At 55.5% G+C, this 16,018-nt stretch carries 13 protein-coding genes; 6 read left to right on the top strand and 7 right to left on the bottom strand.

Annotation, left to right across the window (positions count from 1 at the left end; genetic code table 11):
• The first annotated feature begins 338 nt into the window (after positions 1 to 338).
• Together C7386_RS02820 and C7386_RS02815 are read left to right on the top strand one after the other, a co-directional pair.
• Positions 339 to 2,057 carry a solute:sodium symporter family transporter gene (locus C7386_RS02820; RefSeq protein WP_116704803.1) on the top strand — a complete coding sequence of 573 codons (1,719 nt, stop codon included), beginning with the start codon at positions 339 to 341 and terminating at the stop codon, positions 2,055 to 2,057.
• Positions 2,058 to 2,176: 119 nt separating this feature from the next.
• Positions 2,177 to 2,581: a VOC family protein gene (locus tag C7386_RS02815; protein WP_118285092.1), complete on the top strand. Its 405-nt coding sequence runs from the start codon at positions 2,177 to 2,179 to the stop codon at positions 2,579 to 2,581.
• Between the two features lie 179 nt (positions 2,582 to 2,760).
• Here C7386_RS02815 and iolD read toward each other — a convergent pair whose 3' ends face one another.
• Positions 2,761 to 4,722 (bottom strand): 3D-(3,5/4)-trihydroxycyclohexane-1,2-dione acylhydrolase (decyclizing), encoded by a 1,962-nt coding sequence (iolD, locus tag C7386_RS02810; protein ID WP_116704877.1) that lies wholly within the window; start codon positions 4,720 to 4,722, stop codon positions 2,761 to 2,763.
• Between the two features lie 462 nt (positions 4,723 to 5,184).
• Positions 5,185 to 5,991: a 5-deoxy-glucuronate isomerase gene (locus C7386_RS02805; RefSeq protein ID WP_110437304.1), complete on the bottom strand. Its 807-nt coding sequence runs from the start codon at positions 5,989 to 5,991 to the stop codon at positions 5,185 to 5,187.
• A gap of 369 nt (positions 5,992 to 6,360) precedes the next feature.
• Here C7386_RS02805 and C7386_RS02800 point away from each other — a divergent pair, with 369 nt between their 5' ends.
• Positions 6,361 to 7,242, top strand: coding sequence for a helix-turn-helix transcriptional regulator (locus tag C7386_RS02800; protein WP_158575587.1), 882 nt, complete (start codon positions 6,361 to 6,363; stop codon positions 7,240 to 7,242).
• A gap of 950 nt (positions 7,243 to 8,192) precedes the next feature.
• On the opposite strand, the gene C7386_RS02795 is transcribed toward C7386_RS02800, so the two are convergent.
• A complete protein-coding gene (locus C7386_RS02795) occupies positions 8,193 to 10,403 on the bottom strand; it encodes a hypothetical protein (protein ID WP_110437306.1) in 2,211 nt (736 codons plus the stop codon).
• Positions 10,404 to 10,416: 13 nt separating this feature from the next.
• The gene (gene rlmB, locus C7386_RS02790; protein WP_110437307.1) at positions 10,417 to 11,190 is read right to left on the bottom strand and encodes a 23S rRNA (guanosine(2251)-2'-O)-methyltransferase RlmB; all 774 of its coding nucleotides are present in this window, start codon (positions 11,188 to 11,190) and stop codon (positions 10,417 to 10,419) included.
• Positions 11,191 to 11,424: 234 nt separating this feature from the next.
• Between rlmB and C7386_RS13600 the strand changes: the two genes are divergently transcribed.
• Entirely contained in the window at positions 11,425 to 11,985 is a 561-nt protein-coding gene (locus C7386_RS13600; RefSeq protein ID WP_207655835.1) for a hypothetical protein, read from the top strand.
• Between the two features lie 47 nt (positions 11,986 to 12,032).
• Here the strand turns inward: C7386_RS13600 and C7386_RS02780 are convergent, their stop codons facing one another.
• Complete coding sequence (locus tag C7386_RS02780; protein ID WP_165815441.1) at positions 12,033 to 13,127, bottom strand: stalk domain-containing protein; 1,095 nt, start codon at positions 13,125 to 13,127, stop codon at positions 12,033 to 12,035.
• A 194-nt stretch (positions 13,128 to 13,321) separates the two neighbouring features.
• Between C7386_RS02780 and C7386_RS02775 the strand changes: the two genes are divergently transcribed.
• A complete protein-coding gene (locus C7386_RS02775) occupies positions 13,322 to 13,849 on the top strand; it encodes an RNA polymerase sigma factor (RefSeq protein WP_116704800.1) in 528 nt (175 codons plus the stop codon).
• Positions 13,836 to 14,837 (top strand): hypothetical protein, encoded by a 1,002-nt coding sequence (locus C7386_RS02770; RefSeq protein ID WP_110437310.1) that lies wholly within the window; start codon positions 13,836 to 13,838, stop codon positions 14,835 to 14,837. The genes C7386_RS02775 and C7386_RS02770 overlap by 14 nt, the downstream gene beginning before the upstream one ends.
• Positions 14,838 to 14,881: 44 nt before the next feature.
• Here the strand turns inward: C7386_RS02770 and C7386_RS02765 are convergent, their stop codons facing one another.
• Both C7386_RS02765 and C7386_RS02760 read right to left on the bottom strand, forming a co-directional pair.
• Entirely contained in the window at positions 14,882 to 15,397 is a 516-nt protein-coding gene (locus tag C7386_RS02765; RefSeq protein ID WP_110437311.1) for an HD domain-containing protein, read from the bottom strand.
• Between the two features lie 105 nt (positions 15,398 to 15,502).
• Positions 15,503 to 15,958, bottom strand: a complete 456-nt coding sequence (locus C7386_RS02760) for a GNAT family N-acetyltransferase (RefSeq protein WP_116704799.1) — start codon at positions 15,956 to 15,958, stop codon at positions 15,503 to 15,505.
• Positions 15,959 to 16,018 lie beyond the last annotated feature (60 nt).

The raw sequence follows: 16,018 nt of genomic DNA, 5'->3' as shown, positions 1-16,018 counted from the left end.
TTGATAATTTTTTAACGTTCACTTTGTAAATCTGCTTTCAGTTAACGTCGAAATGCACAAATACGCCTTCTTGTTTATGTGCAAGTATCCAAAGTGCAAAAAAAGTAAAAAAAATGTTTTGCTATAGCCTCTGTATAGTGTTAAAATAACTCTCGGACAAACGGCAACGCGGTTTGCCCATTCGACAGATCTTCAGTCCTTCGATTGACGGTCTTGTTTTTTGGGATCTTGCGGGCACGCGCACGCAAGCGCAGACCGAGGCCGTCATTCAGAAATCGTTTCGGTGGATTTTGAGGGATCTCCGCCGGGACACGAAATTTTTACAAGGGGAGAAAAAGATGAACTTCGTAAACTCCATGGCGTTTACCGCGATCACCTTCGTGGCGTTCACGGCACTCGTCGCACTCATCTCGTGGTGGAAAACCCGCGGTGACAACCTCGACACGCAGGACGGCTACTATCTCGGCGGCCGCAGCCTGACCGGCCCGGTCATCGCCGGTTCTCTGCTGATGACCAACCTTTCCGCAGAACAGCTCGTTGGCAACAACGGTCAGGCAGTTCGCGTCGGTATGTCCACCATGGGCTGGGAGGTAACCTCTGCAATCGCTCTGGTAATCCTCGCATTCGTACTGATGCCGAAGTACCTGAAGACCGGTCTGACCACCGTTCCGCAGTTCTTTGAGCAGCGCTACGACGAAGGCACCCGCCGTCTGGTTTCCATCATCGTACTGCTCAGCTACGTTGTAATCATGCTGCCGAACATCCTGTACGCAGGCGCACAGGTATTCGTAAACATCTTCGGCATTGACGAGATGTTCGGTATTTCCCGTTTTGCAGCAATCGCAATCGTCTGTGTTGCAACCGCAATCATCGGTTCTATCTACGCCATCTTCGGCGGCCTGAAGGCAATCGCACTGTCCGACTCCATCAACGGCCTCGGCCTGATCGTCGGCGGCCTGCTGGTTCCGGTATTCGGCTTCATGTTCCTGTCCGGCCAGCTCGGCGGCGACGGCTCCTTCATGGACGGCTTCGACAAGTTCCTGCACACCAATCCGTCCTACCTGAACGCCATCAACGAGGTTAACACCCCGGAGCCGTGGCTTCCGTGGCCGCTGCTGTTCACCGGTCTGCTGGTCAACAACATGTACTACTGGGCAACCAACCAGTCCATCATCCAGCGTACCTTCGGTGCTAAGAACCTGAAGGAAGCACAGAAGGGCGCCGTATTTGCAGGCTTCCTCAAGATCATGACTCCGCTGATCATCGTTGTTCCGGGCGTTATCTGCGCACTGGCTTACCCGGGCATGGACTGGGGTTCCGGCGACTCCGCTTACCCGATGCTGGTAGCACAGGTTATGCCGAAGCCGATCCTGGGCTTCTTCGCTGCTGTAATGTTCGGCGCGATCCTGTCCTCCTTCAACTCGGTACTGAACTCCGCATCCACCATCTACGCACTCGACATTCACCGTCCGCTGTTCAACCCGACCGCATCCGATGCCCGCATGGTTAAGATCGGTCAGAACTTCGGTACTGTAGTAGCAGTTGTTTCCACCATCATGTCCCCGTTCATGCTGTACATGGGCGGCATCACGAGCTTCGTAAACTCTGCTTTCGCTGCGTTCAACACCCCGATCTTTGTTTGCCTGCTGTGCGGCTTCTTCTGGAAGAAGGTTCCGGCTATCGCTGCTAAGATCGTCATCCCGGTACACGTTGTTCTGTACTTCATCCTCCAGTTCGGTCTGCGTAACGTAATCCCGGCACTGAACAACATCCACTACCTGTACTTCACCGCGATCCTGTTCGTATTCGACATGCTGCTGATGTGGGTAATCGTTAAGAAGCATCCGCGTGCAACCGATTTCGAGCTGAAGGACGTAGGCGCTGTAGATCTGACCCCGTGGAAGAACGGCAAGATCTGGGCTACCGTTACCCTGCTGATCATGGTTCTGGCTTATGTAATCTTCTCTCCCCTTGGCTTCGGCAAGAGCGAGAAAACCACCTACCAGAACTACCTCGAGAATCAGACCACTGCTTCTGTTTCCGATTCTGTTCAGTAATGCAACTCAAAACGACCGTCTTTCGACGGTCGTTTTTTTATGCCTATCCCCTATGCAAATCCGCAAAAACGTGCTATGCTAATACTAAGGCGAGAATACCCGCACAAGGAGGAATCACCATGAAGGAACACTATAAAGGTATCGGCCATATTGCGATTTACACCGTAGATATGGACCAGAGCATTGCATTTTACGAGATGATCGGCGGCAGTGTATTCAAGCGCGACGGCGTAGAGACGCCGGAAGGCCTGAAGAAGCTGGCGCTCGTTGAATTCGGCGGCTTCCTGCTCGAGCTGATCGAGCCGCCCGCAGGCACGCTCGTGCCGTCCGGTGAGGGCAGCATCCCGCACTTTGCCGTTTACGTTGATGACCTCGACAAGACCGCGGCTGACCTCAAGGCGGCAGGCGTTATCAGCTTCACCGCACCGGAGAAGAAGGTACTGCCGAATACCTTCGGCGGCCTGCAGAACTGGTTCTTCACCGGTCCGTCCGGTGAGCAGATCGAGCTGTTGCAGATGCTGTAAAAAAAACTCCTCCCGTCTGAAGCGATGGGAGGAGTTCTTTTATTCTATACCGGTACCGCAGGGCGGGCTGAGCGCAAGGATAGCGCCATTCTCCATTCAGCATACCTGAAACCGCAAAAAAGCTCCCAACCTCACGGTTGGGAGCTTTCGTAAACCTAAAGCGAGTTTATCGCGCGCTATTAATAGTGGCGGGACTCGAACAGGTGATCCTCGATGCGCTTGCGGGCAGCCTGAACCTCAGCCTTCTGAGATACCTCAGCTACGCCTACACGCCACCAAGCCTCGTAGCCTGCGGACATGGTCTTCGGCAGAACCTTCATGTCGATCAGGGTGGAAACGGTCTGCTTCTTGGAATCCTCGATTGCAGCCTTCAGCTCGTCAAGAGTCTTAACGGTGTAGGTCTTGCAGCCGTAAGCAGCGCCGATTGCAGCGTAATCTACCTGGATTACCTTGCCCTTGTGTACGCCGTTGGTTACGCCTTCCTCAAGCATGTTCTTCTCGGTGCAGATGGAAGCGTTGCCGTTGGAAACCTCGAGGTTGTTGATGCAGCCGAAGGAAGCGTTATCGAACAGCATAACGTTGATCTTGTGGCCCATCTGAACCGAAGTGATCAGCTCAGAGTGCAGCATGTCGAAGGAACCGTCGCCGCACATAGCGTAAACTTCCTGATCCGGGCAAGCGATCTTAGCGCCCAGAGCAGAAGCAACCTCGTAACCCATGCAGGAGTAACCGTACTCCATGTGGTAGGTGTTCTCCTTGCGTGCACGCCACAGACCCTGCATGTCGCCCGGCAGGGAGCCTGCTGCTGCACATACGATAGCGTTGTCATCGATCATGTGGTTGATGGTGCCCAGAACGGTGGTCTGGCACAGCTTGCAGCCGGTATCCTCGATGTACTTCTCAACGCACTCACGGTTGTCGTCGTTGCACTCCGGGGTGAAGTGCTCCGGATCGGTGTACTCAACCTTGTCCAGACGCTCAACCTCGGTCCACCACTCCTTGCGCAGAGCAGCAACTTCCTCAGCGTAAGCCTTGTCGGTGTGGTAGCCGATCTTAGCCAGCTCCTCGCCGATTGCGGTCAGAGCCTCGTTTGCGTCAGCAACGACCGGAGTAGCGTCCATCTTGTAAGCCTGGAACTCAGACGGGTTGATGTTGACGAACTTCGCATCGGTGCGGTACAGCCACTTGGAAGCGGTGGTGAAGTCGGTGTAACGGGTGCCAACGCCGATTACAACGTCAGCCTCGTGCGCCAGCTTGTTTGCAGCGATGCCGCCGGTGGTGCCCAGACCACCGAGGTTCAGCTCGTGATCCCAAACAACAGCGGACTTGCCGGCCTGGGTCTCGCCGAATGCGATGCCGAAGTCCTCAGCGAACTTCTTGAATACCTTGTGTGCCTCAGCGTAACGAACGCCGCCGCCGCAGATCAGGAGCGGCTTCTTTGCGTTCTTGATGACCTCAACAGCCTTGTCCAGAGCGTACTTGGTAACCGGACGGCGGTCGATGCGCCATACGCGCTTCTTGAAGAAGTCAACCGGGTAATCGTATGCTTCAGCCTGAACGTCCTGCGGCAGAGAAATTGCAACAGCACCGGTGTTAGCGGTATCGGTCAGCACGCGCATAGCGGAGATCATGTCGGTCATAACCTGCTCCGGACGGTTGATGCGGCCCCAGTACTTGGTAACAGCCTGGAAAGCATCATGAGCGGAGATGGACAGGTTCTGCGGCTGCTCCATCTGCTGGAGAACCGGATCCGGCTGACGGGAAGCGTAGATGTCGCCCGGCAGGATCAGGACCGGAATGTTGTTAGCGGTAGCGGTTGCAGCAGCGGTAACCATGTTGCACGCGCCGGGGCCTACGGAAGAGGTGCAGGCGAAGATGGACTTGCGGCGCATCTGCTTTGCATAGCCGACAGCAGCCAGAGCCATGCCCTGCTCGTTCTTGCCCTGGTAAACAACCATGTCCTTGAGCTCCTGCTCAACGCCGTTGGCAAAGCCTACAACGTTGCCGTGGCCCGGCAGCATGAAGATGCCCTTAACGAACTTGTGCTCCTGCTCGTTGCCATCCATATCAATGTAGCTGATATACTGGTTCTCGAGGAAGCGAACGAGCGCCTGAGACGCAGTCAGACGAACGGTTTCCATATGAATCATGTTGGAAATCCTCCTAAATAGAATACAAATAATGATGAATCAAAGCCAGTCTCCAACAAGCCTTGACTTAGCACCCTCCCTCTCCAAAAGGAGGGGCAAGGGAACCATAGGTTCCCAAACGCACGAGACAGGTCTCGTGCCTGCCGCGCGCACGCGGCAGATGCAGTTCCTTGTCAAAGTCCAGCTCCGCCGGACTTTGATCCCACTGCCTCGGGACACCGTGTCCCGAGCCTCGTTCGCTGTGCGAACGAGAGGGGGTTATCCAAAAAAGTTTCCTTGGGAACTTTTTCGGTATCTAAGGGAGCGAACACGCGCCTTAAAATAAACGCGAAGCGTTTGCGCGTGCGAGTTTCAGACGGCCGCTTGTGATTTTCGAACAAGCGGTGTAAAAACAGCCGGTGGCTGTTTTTACAGTCTGTTTCCCGGAGTCCCCCTTAGAAGCAAGGCAACTATTTAGTTGCCGCTCGGGCAGTGCCAGATATGATCGTTGGCATCGTCCTCAAGCAGCCACAGGTGCTCCTCGTCGTCGATGCGGGTCTTGTCCCACGGATTGCCCGGCAGATGACGGATGCCCCATGCGTAGCAGCAGGAGTAGCCCGGTGCGGTTACCTGAGAGTGCATCTTATCGGTGATGATAGCGAGGCCGTTGTGATGGGTCTCGTAAATCTCGCCGTTGCCCCAGCCTGCGCCGAAGCCCATCGGCTTGTCGAAGCGGTAGAAGTAGCACTCCGGCTGCGGATGATGATGCGGCGGGTAAGAGGACCACTTGCCCGGCAGGTTGACAACTTCGCCCAGTACCATGTTGGAGTACGGCGCGTTGTCCAGGTCGAAGCAGGTGCGTACATCACGCTTGATGCAACCCATCAGCTCGCCCTTGTTGCCGCGTGCCCAGGTATCGGTGTCTTCCGGCTTGTACATCTTGCTCGGGAAGGTCTTTTCGTTCAAAGTCTTCTGAATGTAGATGTTGCACGGACCGTGTGCGATGATCTCGAACTTTACGCCCTTGCAAACGTGCAGGCAGGACGGGTTATAGTCGAACGGATTCGGACGGTCTACGTCGTAGGACTCATTCTCCCACTTGATGGTGCACTTGCCGTCGAATACCAGTGCTGCAACTTCCTTCTCAGGCTCCTCACAGCTCCAGGTGTCGCCGTCTTCCATCACGAGGAGAGCAACGTCCATCATGGCATCCTTGCCGATGCCTTCGTCAAGACGGATGTACTCGTTGTATCCGCGCTTGACCTGCTTATCCATGTACATAGGAATTCCCTCCAAAAAATAATTTTTTGGTGCGGTGACCGGTATATCCCACCCGATCACGCAGATTCAGCTGTGCAAAACAGCCTATCTGTTATCATTATACCACGCCATAACAGCCAGTTTCAACCACTCATTGAACGGATTCGGCGCGGTGCGGAAAGGCTTTGGCATTCAGCACAAAAATCCAAGCGGATTTTCTCGCAAATGATACAACAAAAATACGATTGGATTCCCTCGCACTCTTGCCTTCCTTTCCTTTTTCATCTATAATTATAGCAGATATTCAAAGGATTGCTTGCAATTTCTTCAGCAGTAATAACACGATTTTAAGGTATGCACGCAGCGCGTGCATCAGAAAGGATTTTCGCCATGGATGCAGCCCGCCGAGAAAAAAAAGAGCACGGCACACTGGCGTTCCCGTTCCAGATCTATCCCGCGCTGGACGGCAGCGAGGCCGATGACAGCGATTTTATCCCCTATCACTGGCACCCGGAGCTGGAAATCATCACGGTGGACGCGGGCCACGTTTCGCTCACCATCGCTGACCACACCTACGAGGGCACCCACGGCGATGTGTTCTTCGCCGCCGGTGAGGAATTGCACGAAATTCGTGCCGCCGGACGGGAAAATCAGTTCCGTTCGTTCGTGTTTGCGGCGGATTTCCTGCAGTTTTCGCGCGCCGACCAGAGCGAATTCGCGCTGCTGTCGCCGCTCGCCGAGGGACGGCTGCGATTCGGCACCTGCATTCGCGCCGGTGAACCCGGCCAGAGCGAGATACGTGCGCTGCTCGCACAGATCGTGCGCGCGTGGCAGGTGCAGGCGCCCGGCTGTCAGCTTGCCGTGAAGGCCGCGCTGCTCGGCATCGTGGCGGTGTGCGCGCAGTACGGCAGACTTGTCGGACATCAAATGCGCCCGGGCGCGGACTATAAGGCGCAGCAGCTTAAGGAGATCGTCGGCTACCTCGGTGAGCATTTCACCGAACCGCTCTCGCTGTCGGCGGTTGCAGCGGAGTTTGGATTGTCGCCGCAGTATTTCAGCACCTTTTTCCGGGATAATTTCGGAAGGACATTCACCCAGCATATCAATTCCCTGCGAATCGAGCAGGCGGCGCGTCTGCTACGTGAGACCGATCTGCCGGTCATGGAGGTCGGGTTTCGCGTCGGATTTGATAATTTCAGCTACTTTATCAAGCGGTTTCGGCTTGTGTATGGCGTTTCGCCGTCGCATTATCGGAAAAACAGTTTAACTTAATTTTTGCACCGGCTGAGCGGGGCACACGAACTACGTGAGCGTGTTCGCCCTTTCCGGGCGGGAAGTTTTTCGCTGCGATTCAGCGGGGAGTTGCGCTCTGCGGAGCGCGGGAGAGTGCGGCGCCCGCCGCAGGGGGCAAAAAGGAAGGACAACCTGCGGTTTTCCTTCCTCTTTGAACTCCTACCTTTCCCTTATTAGTTAGTCTGGCGCAGATTGCCGACATGTGACCGCTCCGAAAAGGAGTACGGCAGAGGATTTTTTCTCTGCTGCGGACGAACTACCTTCGGAGTCCGTCCTCTTGAGCAACATGTTCGCAGTGTCAGATACTGTTCTGCTACACATGTGGTTTCATCTACGCAAGCGCGGCATGACAGTGCCGCGCAACTCTTTAACACGTTATACCGCACGGCACCTACGAATTAGGCGTTTGGTACAATTTATCTTCGTAGGTGCTGTCTATCACAACGCGCTCACGAATTGCGCGGCACTGCTATGCCGCGCCTGCGAAGACTTTCCGGTCTGTGTAGCAGTACGCTATCTGTGAACTGCGAATATTTCACGAAAGACACGCAACGGTAACCCGACTGCCGTTCCCCTGTTTTCGAAGCGGTCACATGTAGGCAATCTGCGCCAGGCTATCAAAGGGAAAGGGGAGATTCACAAGAGGGTGGAAACCGCAGGTGTCTACCCTCTTGTGCGCCCGCGCGGCGTCAGCGCACTCCCCCGCCGCGGGGCGCGGCGAATCCCCTCGCTGAGGTTCAGCGAAAAACTCTCCGCCCGTTAGGGACGAACACGCTTACGCAGTTCGCGCACCCCGCTCAGCCGGTGCAGAGAAAAAGGCTGCCGCCCGGACAGGGCGAACCCGCTGACGCAGTTCGTGTGCCCCACCTAATCACTGCCAGAAAATGCAAAAAACCTCCGTATGGTTCGTACGGAGGTTTTTCTATGTCTTATCTCGTCTGCTGGGTGATAATAAACACCGGAATGTACCAAATAAGCTGATACAGCAGGATATTCATCACCGGAAGCGCGTCTGCGGCGTTCTGGTACAGCAGGTAGAACACGATCAGCATACCGAGCAGGCCGGCGAACGTGCCGAGCGTCAGCGCCGAGCGGACGGCGCCTGCCAGCTTATCCGCGCCGCGGAGCACCTGCATGAACGGACCGGCACCCTCGCGGGTGAGGATAGCTGCCGGTGCATCGCCCTTGGCGTAATTCGGATTCAGCAGACGATCCACGCCTGTCGGGTCCGGCTGGTCGGCAAAGCCGCGTCGGAGGTCAAACTCCTCCTCGACCATCGCCGGGGAGATATTGAAATCGCGAACGGCGAGGACCGCATTCATGTGCATGCGGCGCATGAGGCGCATCGCCTTATAGGTATTCTTGGTGGTCTGGTAGCGCATGGTCAGCACGCCTGCAAGCGCGTTATCCACAACCAGATACATATTGATCTGACCCTTATGACCGGATTCGATCGGAATGCCCATCTTGACCATGAGCGCCGCTGTGCCGAGCACGATACGGCTGGTGCCGACAGCGCCGGTCACACCGCCCTCGACCAGACGCACGTCACGCGCGGTGAAGGTGATGCCGAAGCGCTCCTTCGTGGTATCGGTCAGCACGCGGCCCAGCTCCAGACCAGCGGATTCGGTCAGCGCGGCTGCACAGCCGAGAATCTGCTCGTCCGTGATGCGGCCCAGATTGTCGATGGCCTCAAGCTCGATCGAGCCGGTCGGGAACAGATCGTTCTCGAGCAGCATGACCTTCTCCGTGCCGCGCAGCAGGTTGGCCTGACGCGCACCCGCAATGGCTGCACCCGAGCGCAGTAGGCGGCTTGCGGTGTTCTTGTAGCTTGCGCCGAACGCACACAGCAGACCGACCGGCGCGGACACCGACAGGATTGCCGAGAACGCCCAGAAGAAGCGCACCGGCTCGCCGCAGTTGAACGAAGCGACCAGCGACAGGACGATTGCGAGCGCCAGTGCAATCGGCGTGTAGATGAGCGAGAAGCGGTCAACCGTGTCCGGGCGCTCGATCTCGGTCAGGAACGAGCTTGCGTCGTACAGCGGGCACTTGACGGCGTTGCACGCGTCAATCTCGCTGTCGTAGTGGCTGTAAACCGCCAGCGGCTGCTCTGCCTCGCAGACGGCACGATAGGAACGCGCCTGCGCCAGACTGCGGCCGCGTGCCTCACGCATTTCAGCGTAAAGCAGAAGGATGGAAACCGCCGTGTACGGTACGGCGACGCCGCCCTGATCTGGAAATACCAGCAGAGAGGCACAGTGCAGCAGCGATGCCAGCGCCGCGAACGACACGAGCGTGCCGCGTGCCGGACGGCCATGCAGCAGCGAGGAAAAGCCGTTGCCGAACACGTCAATACCGATCAGCAGCGCCAGGATCTGCAGGGCAGCCAGTGCGCCGATGCCGATGGTCGGGTTCTGCAGAATATCGAGCACGACCGGAAGCGGCAGTGCCTCAAAGCTTGGTGCAAAGCTGAGATACGCGGCAGCTGCGGCAAGGATCAGCACCAGCAGCGACCGGAACGACAGAATGCCCGAACGGCGGCGTGCCGCGTGCATAGCCACCTCGGGATCGACCAGCTTGATATCTTCTTCTTCCTCGGCCTGATCGGCGGCAATGCGTGCCGCTCTTGCCTGCTTGCGCGAGATGCTTGCCTTGCGGCTTGCTTCCTCGGCAGCGGCTTCTTCCACGATCTCCTGCTGCTCGGCGGCCTTCTCGGCAGCTTCCTTTTCTGCCAGCTTGGCCTCGCGGCGTGCCTGCCGCTCGGCGATCTTCTGCGCGGTCCTGCGCTCACGCTCTTCCATTTTCTGCTCGCGCGCCGCGATGCGCGCTTCACGCGCTTCTTCAACAGACTCGTGTTCGGCGGCGGCGGTCTCTGCGGCCTTCTTTGCCGTTTTATCCTTCTTATTTCTGGGAGCCGTCTTTGGCTCCTCTGCCTTGGTCTCTGCCGCCGGTGCGGGCTGCGGCTCGACCGGCTTTTCCGGCTCTGCCGATGCCTTAGGCATTGGCTCTGCCGCCTTTGCGGGCGCCTGACCGGACACCTCGGCGATGATGGAATCCAGATCAAATTCATCGGTATCCGGTACGTCGCTGAGCATATTTTTCAGCGATTCCAGATCCATATCGTCTTTTCTATCCATGTTCACTTCCCCCTTAATTGCCCTGTGTGCGTCGGCGAAGCGCCTCAAACAGCAGCACAGCCGCCGCGTTGGATGCGTTCAGCGAGTTGACACGGCCTCTCATCGGGATGCTGACGATGTAGTCGCACTTGTCGCGGGTCAGGCGGCTGAGCCCCTGTCCTTCCGAGCCGATGATGATGGCGGTCGGGCGGTCAAACGGTGCGTCATACAGGCCGACCGTACCGTCAGCCTCTGCACCGAACAGCCATACACCGCGTTCCTTGAGTTCATCGAGCGTGGACGCAAGGTTGTTTGCCTTGTGTACGCCGACATAGGCGAGTGCGCCCGCCGCCGAACGAGCGACAGCCGCGGTCAGACCGACAGCTCTGCGCTTCGGGATGATAACGCCGTGTGCGCCTGCGGTCTCTGCCGAACGGATGATGGCACCCAGATTATGCGGGTCCTCGATGCCGTCGCAGACAACGATGAGCGGCACCTCACTGCGCTCCTCGGCGACGCGGAAAATATCGTCGAGCGAGACGTACTCCTGTGCCGCCGCCTGTGCGATAACGCCCTGATGGTTGCCGGTCGGGCTCATGCCGTCCAGCTTGCGCCGGTCGCAGGTGACGACCGGAACGCGATGCCTGCGCGCTTCTGCCGCCACATCACCGATGTGTGCGCCTTCAGCCACAAACACCTTATCCACTGCACGGCCTGCGCGCAGCGTTTCGAGGACGGCGTTGCGTCCCTCGATCAGCGTGCCGTCATCCTCTACCGGAGGGCGGCGTCTGTTTTTTTCATATGCCATAAATTTTTACGCTCCAAAATGAGAAATAACTTTGCATATCCTCAGATACTTTCAGTTAGTTTCATTATACACACTTCCCGACTGTTTTTCAATGTTAGACACGAAAATTATACAAACATCGTCGCAAAAGTGCTGCCATAAGTTCGACAGATATCGACAATTCGCTCTGCCGCATTTACACAGCCAGATTTTAGGCGATACAATGAAACCGAACCGAAAGGAGCGAGGACATCCATGGATGGCAAAAAATTTGATAAAAACACGCTGAAAACACTTGTAATCGCGGCTTCTCTGCTGCTGAACTGCGTTTTAGGCGGTGCATCGTACACATATTACAATCATCTGGCGGAGCAGATGAACGAGACCGCTTCCCTGCAGTCGCAGGTAAGCCATCTGGAAGGCTCGGTCTCCGACCTGCAGGCGCAGGTGGACGAATCCCAGCCGACCATTGACGGTTTGAAAGCGCAGGTGGCTTCGCTCACCGAGGAGAAGAACGGCCTGCAGACGCAGGTGGACACGCTCACGAGCCAGAAGGCGGATTTACAGAAACAGGTGGATACGCTCAAAGCAGGTGCATCGAGCGGCTCGTCCTCCGGCGGTTCCTCGAGTGACAGTTCGTCCGTCCCGGCAGCTTACAGCAGCTCGGACGACCAGAGCGAAACGGTTTACGTCACAGACACCGGCTCCAAATATCACAGCGCCGGCTGCCGGTATTTGAAGAAAAGCCAGATTCCAATGTCGCTTTCCGAAGCCAAGCGGCAGGGTTACACCGCCTGCTCGGTCTGCGGCGGATAACATGAAAAAGAAGCTGAGATTTTGTCTCAGCTTCTTTTGTTTGCCTGTTAGAATAATCTGTCCATATTCTGTCGCAGCATGCGAACCATACGTTCGCAGTCGAGCATGGTATCATCCGCGCCGAACATGACGGCGGTCTGATCGACTACGCTCGCATTCGGGTTACTGCTGCCGACCACGACCCGTCCGTTCTTCACGCGGTCCATCACGGTATCCGCGTTATTGATGAGGAAATCCAGTTCGTTCATCAGGCTGCTGTTGTAGTAGCGAATCGGGTTGGCCTGCTCGGTCATGCCGCTGCGGATGGTCTGCGCCTTGCGCTTGATGGAATCCAGCGCCGCCATAGCAGCCGCCTTATCGGTAATCACATAGTCGGTATAACTGCCGTTTTTCACCGCAGATTCGCAATTCTCGAACTTTTGCGTATCCGTTCGCATATCGAGCAGCTGCTTCATGAGGTTCGTCGCGTAGGTTTCCATTTCGGCGCGCTTGCTGTCCGAAAGCGGCATGCGCAGGAAGATGGCGTTCACGTCATTCTCTGCCTTGGCGCTGTACCACGTTACATCCATGCCGGTCAGCTCACCGATGTTGCGCAGCGGCAGATAGATGGAGTTTCTGTAAAACAGCGGATAAATCGTCTGGCCCTTCTGGTTTTTGAAGGTCTGCTGTTTGCCGTCCACGAGCACCTTCACGCCCTTATCGAGCGTAGCCGTGCCGGTCGCACCGACATATTTCACGCCTTCCTTGTGGTACGCATCATCATCCGCACACGGATAGGACTTTTCCGTAGTGCCGGACAGGAATACTGTGCGCGATGCACTGTCCCACGAGATATTTTTGCCCATCCAACGGCCAACCGTGCGCAGCGGCATGTAAGTCGAGCCGTTGTAGCTCAGCGCCGTGTAAACCGTCTTGCCGTCCTCGCTCGGGAAGGCAGCCGGAATGCCCTCTGCATAGATGTCCGCGCTCTGCGGATTGATTTTTACGGCGGTGCGGGTCTGCGCCGTATTCTGTGCAGCTGCCTGCACCGTACCCGACGGTATATAGGTCTGCACATTTGCTGCGCCTGCGCTCATCATCAGCGCGGACGCCATCAGGCAGCCCGCGAGTGTGCCGCTTACGATTTTCTTGAACTTAATCATAATTGCCCCTCCACATAACAAAATACAGTTTTTTCTATCCATACTTATGGTATACAACAAAAATAATATTTTGTCAATCCATTTTCCCGATACTATTATAACGACCGGGAGCGCCGTTTTGTGACAACAAGCCGCTAAAAAAATTTTTCAAAAAATTTGCCACAGAAAATCCCGCTCAGGCGTTGTATAATTGAATGGTATCATTTTCAACCCGAGAGGGAACCAAATTGACACAGGAGCAAATCCTCTTTTTCGAGGAATCATATACAAAGTATTACAGGATGATGGTGCAGACTGTTCTGCCCATTGTCGGCAGCCGCGATATTGCCGAGGACATTGTGGCCGACACCTTTCTCATCCTGCTGGCAAAGATCAACAGCGTGATGGAGCACGAGCAGCCGGTCAAATGGCTGTTCCGTGTGCTGAAAAACAACGCCATCAGCGAATACCGCGCGCAGTGCAGACACGCGGCCGCGCCGCTTGAGGAAAGCATTCTGCGTGCAGCCGAACCCGAGCTGATACCGTTTTCCGGTATGCTGCCAAAGGGCTTATCTGAGTCCGAACAGCGCATTCTGACCCTGCGGCTCGCTGAGGACATGGACTATTCCACCATTTCGGAAAAACTCGGCATTTCCGAGACCGCCTGCCGCAGCCAGTACAGCCGCGCACGGCGGCACTGCGCCGAACTTATGGAAAGGAGTGACGACAATGCAGGATTCTAAGCAGATTGACGAGCTGTTCCGACTGATGGACGACGTTTGCGAAAACGGTGATGCGGCTCTGCCTGCGCTCGAGCAGTATCTGCAGACGCAGACGGACGCGCCGGAAATCGACACAGAAGCGTCGCTCAAAAAGTTCAAGGCCGACCATAAGGAATTTTTCGTCAAGCCGCACCGCGGACGGCGGCTGTGCTACCGCATTTTTGTTGTCGCGGCGGCTGTTTTCGCCGCAGGAACCGTGTTTGCGCTGGCTACCGGACACAATCCGTTCGACTATGCGGCGATGTGGGGTGCAGAAACATTCGGCTTTTACCATGATGATTTTGCTACGTCAGAAGATGGAAAGATTATCTATTATCCTGATGGCTCATGGGAAGATCGTTCCAATATGCCGGATTATGACCATGAAACGTATACTGCGTTGCCCGAGAATAATACTTCTTCAATAGAAGAGTATGCTCAAACCTTAGAGCCAGCAGAAAAGAGTGAGCCATTACCGGAATATGCCGATTTGCCGGATACAGATTTATCGAATGTTGGTTTAGAAAAGAGCGATTCTGCTTGGGACGATGGACATATGACTGAATGGTTTAATATCGAAAATGCGACCTTAGCAGATACTTTATCAGCATTGGGAATTAAAACAAAAATGGCTCCATTATGGCTGCCGTATGGATATGAGCAGGCGTATATTAAAATGACAAAGGATTATTTGTTAGGTGAAGATAGCATTTTTGCAAAGTATGAGGATCATACTAAACATTCTGAAATGTTTGTGATGATTTCCAAAGTCACGGATTCGTCGAGCGGAACGATTGAAAAAGACGATCGACCCGTACTTGAATATGTCAAAGAAAATACAACATGGTATATTATGCATAATTTGCAGCAGATCAATGCCGTTGCCTTAACAGGAAATTATCAAGTGCTCATCTCCGCTCCTGTATCAGTGGACGAAATGAAATCCATCATCAACTCCATCTACGAATAACAAAAACCCGATCTCCAACAGACACAATGGAGATCGGGTGCTTTTTATGCGAAAATTTTATGGTACGCGTGCGAGACGTAACCGCCGACAGCGGCGGTCATTTCCTTGGACGCCACGGCTTTATCCGCCACGGTGACGATCCACGCGATTCGCGTGCGCGGCATGGCCGCCAGCGGAAACATGTGCCGTGCAATGGCTTCGCACTCCCGCTCGGACAGACCGAAGGTATGCTTGGCGCGGTCGGCTGCGATGTGGCCGTGAATGAACCCGTGCATGTGTGCAATGCGGTGCACGCCGGAAAAATGGCTCAGATAACGGCGAAAGCGCTCGCCGTGCCAGTCATAGCCGAAAAAGTCATGCAGCAGCGCGGCACGGACAACCGAGGTCGTTTCGCTCTCCGACAGACGCATCAGGCGGGCGATCTGACAGGCTGCTTCCGCTACCGCAACGGAATGGTCATACACAGAGTTGTCCAGTCCGTGGTGACAGAACGTGCGAAGCTGCTGAAAACGCGGATGTGCAAGGATATCTCCTGCGTACTGCTGAATTTCACTGTCCATCGGACCCACCTTCCTTCCTTTTAATACTTTTATTATAGTGCGCTTAGTGCACAAAATCAAGAGGTAATTTGTAACAAGTTTGTGACAAAAATACCAACAATCTGCTTAGCCGAGCGGCGGCGTGTCCAGTATCATCTGCCTGTACTCCAAATCCTCAAAGCCGAGCATGTGATAGAGGGCACTTGCCCGCACGTTGCTTTCCGTTACCTCCAGACGATACCGCGCGGCTGTGTTGTACTTTTCGTGCACCGCGGCGATGAGCCTGCTGCCGATGCCCTTGCCGCGCCGCTCGTCATCCACCATGATTTCCTCCAGCCAGACGCACAGACCGCCCGCCTCATTCGACCAGGTGAGCGCCAGCAGGCAGTACGCGCACGGCTGTCCGTTCTCGTCCTCGGCAATCAGGCAGTCCGCATACGGCGTGCCGTGCAGGAGCAGCTCAAAGGTGCGTTCGGCGTTCTGCTGCGGGATTTCATGGTCGCAGGCAGGCGTTTTGTAGAACGCATGGCAGCGGTCGATAAAGAATTCGCGGTCAGCGGCTTCAATAGAGCGAATACGCATAGTTTAACCTTTCTTTTTGCGCGTAGCGCGCATTTAATAGAATTTCGCAGAAATTCATAA

The sequence above is a fragment of the Agathobaculum butyriciproducens genome, assembly GCA_003096535.1.
GTDB classification, from domain to species: domain Bacteria; phylum Bacillota; class Clostridia; order Oscillospirales; family Butyricicoccaceae; genus Agathobaculum; species Agathobaculum butyriciproducens.
This window is presented reverse-complemented; position numbering and strand designations above follow the sequence as displayed.

Coding starts and splice junctions, on each gene's coding strand:
- C7386_RS02765 (WP_110437311.1), bottom strand. CDS start 15,397: ATGGACAGTGAAATTCAGCAGTACGCAGGAGATATCCTTGCACATCCG.
- C7386_RS02805 (WP_110437304.1), bottom strand. CDS start 5,991: ATGTACATGGATAAGCAGGTCAAGCGCGGATACAACGAGTACATCCGT.
- C7386_RS02800 (WP_158575587.1), top strand. CDS start 6,361: ATGGATGCAGCCCGCCGAGAAAAAAAAGAGCACGGCACACTGGCGTTC.
- C7386_RS02820 (WP_116704803.1), top strand. CDS start 339: ATGAACTTCGTAAACTCCATGGCGTTTACCGCGATCACCTTCGTGGCG.
- C7386_RS13600 (WP_207655835.1), top strand. CDS start 11,425: ATGGATGGCAAAAAATTTGATAAAAACACGCTGAAAACACTTGTAATC.
- C7386_RS02780 (WP_165815441.1), bottom strand. CDS start 13,127: ATGATTAAGTTCAAGAAAATCGTAAGCGGCACACTCGCGGGCTGCCTG.
- C7386_RS02775 (WP_116704800.1), top strand. CDS start 13,322: ATGGTATCATTTTCAACCCGAGAGGGAACCAAATTGACACAGGAGCAA.
- C7386_RS02815 (WP_118285092.1), top strand. CDS start 2,177: ATGAAGGAACACTATAAAGGTATCGGCCATATTGCGATTTACACCGTA.
- iolD (WP_116704877.1), bottom strand. CDS start 4,722: ATGGAAACCGTTCGTCTGACTGCGTCTCAGGCGCTCGTTCGCTTCCTC.
- C7386_RS02770 (WP_110437310.1), top strand. CDS start 13,836: ATGCAGGATTCTAAGCAGATTGACGAGCTGTTCCGACTGATGGACGAC.
- C7386_RS02760 (WP_116704799.1), bottom strand. CDS start 15,958: ATGCGTATTCGCTCTATTGAAGCCGCTGACCGCGAATTCTTTATCGAC.
- rlmB (WP_110437307.1), bottom strand. CDS start 11,190: ATGGCATATGAAAAAAACAGACGCCGCCCTCCGGTAGAGGATGACGGC.
- C7386_RS02795 (WP_110437306.1), bottom strand. CDS start 10,403: ATGGATAGAAAAGACGATATGGATCTGGAATCGCTGAAAAATATGCTC.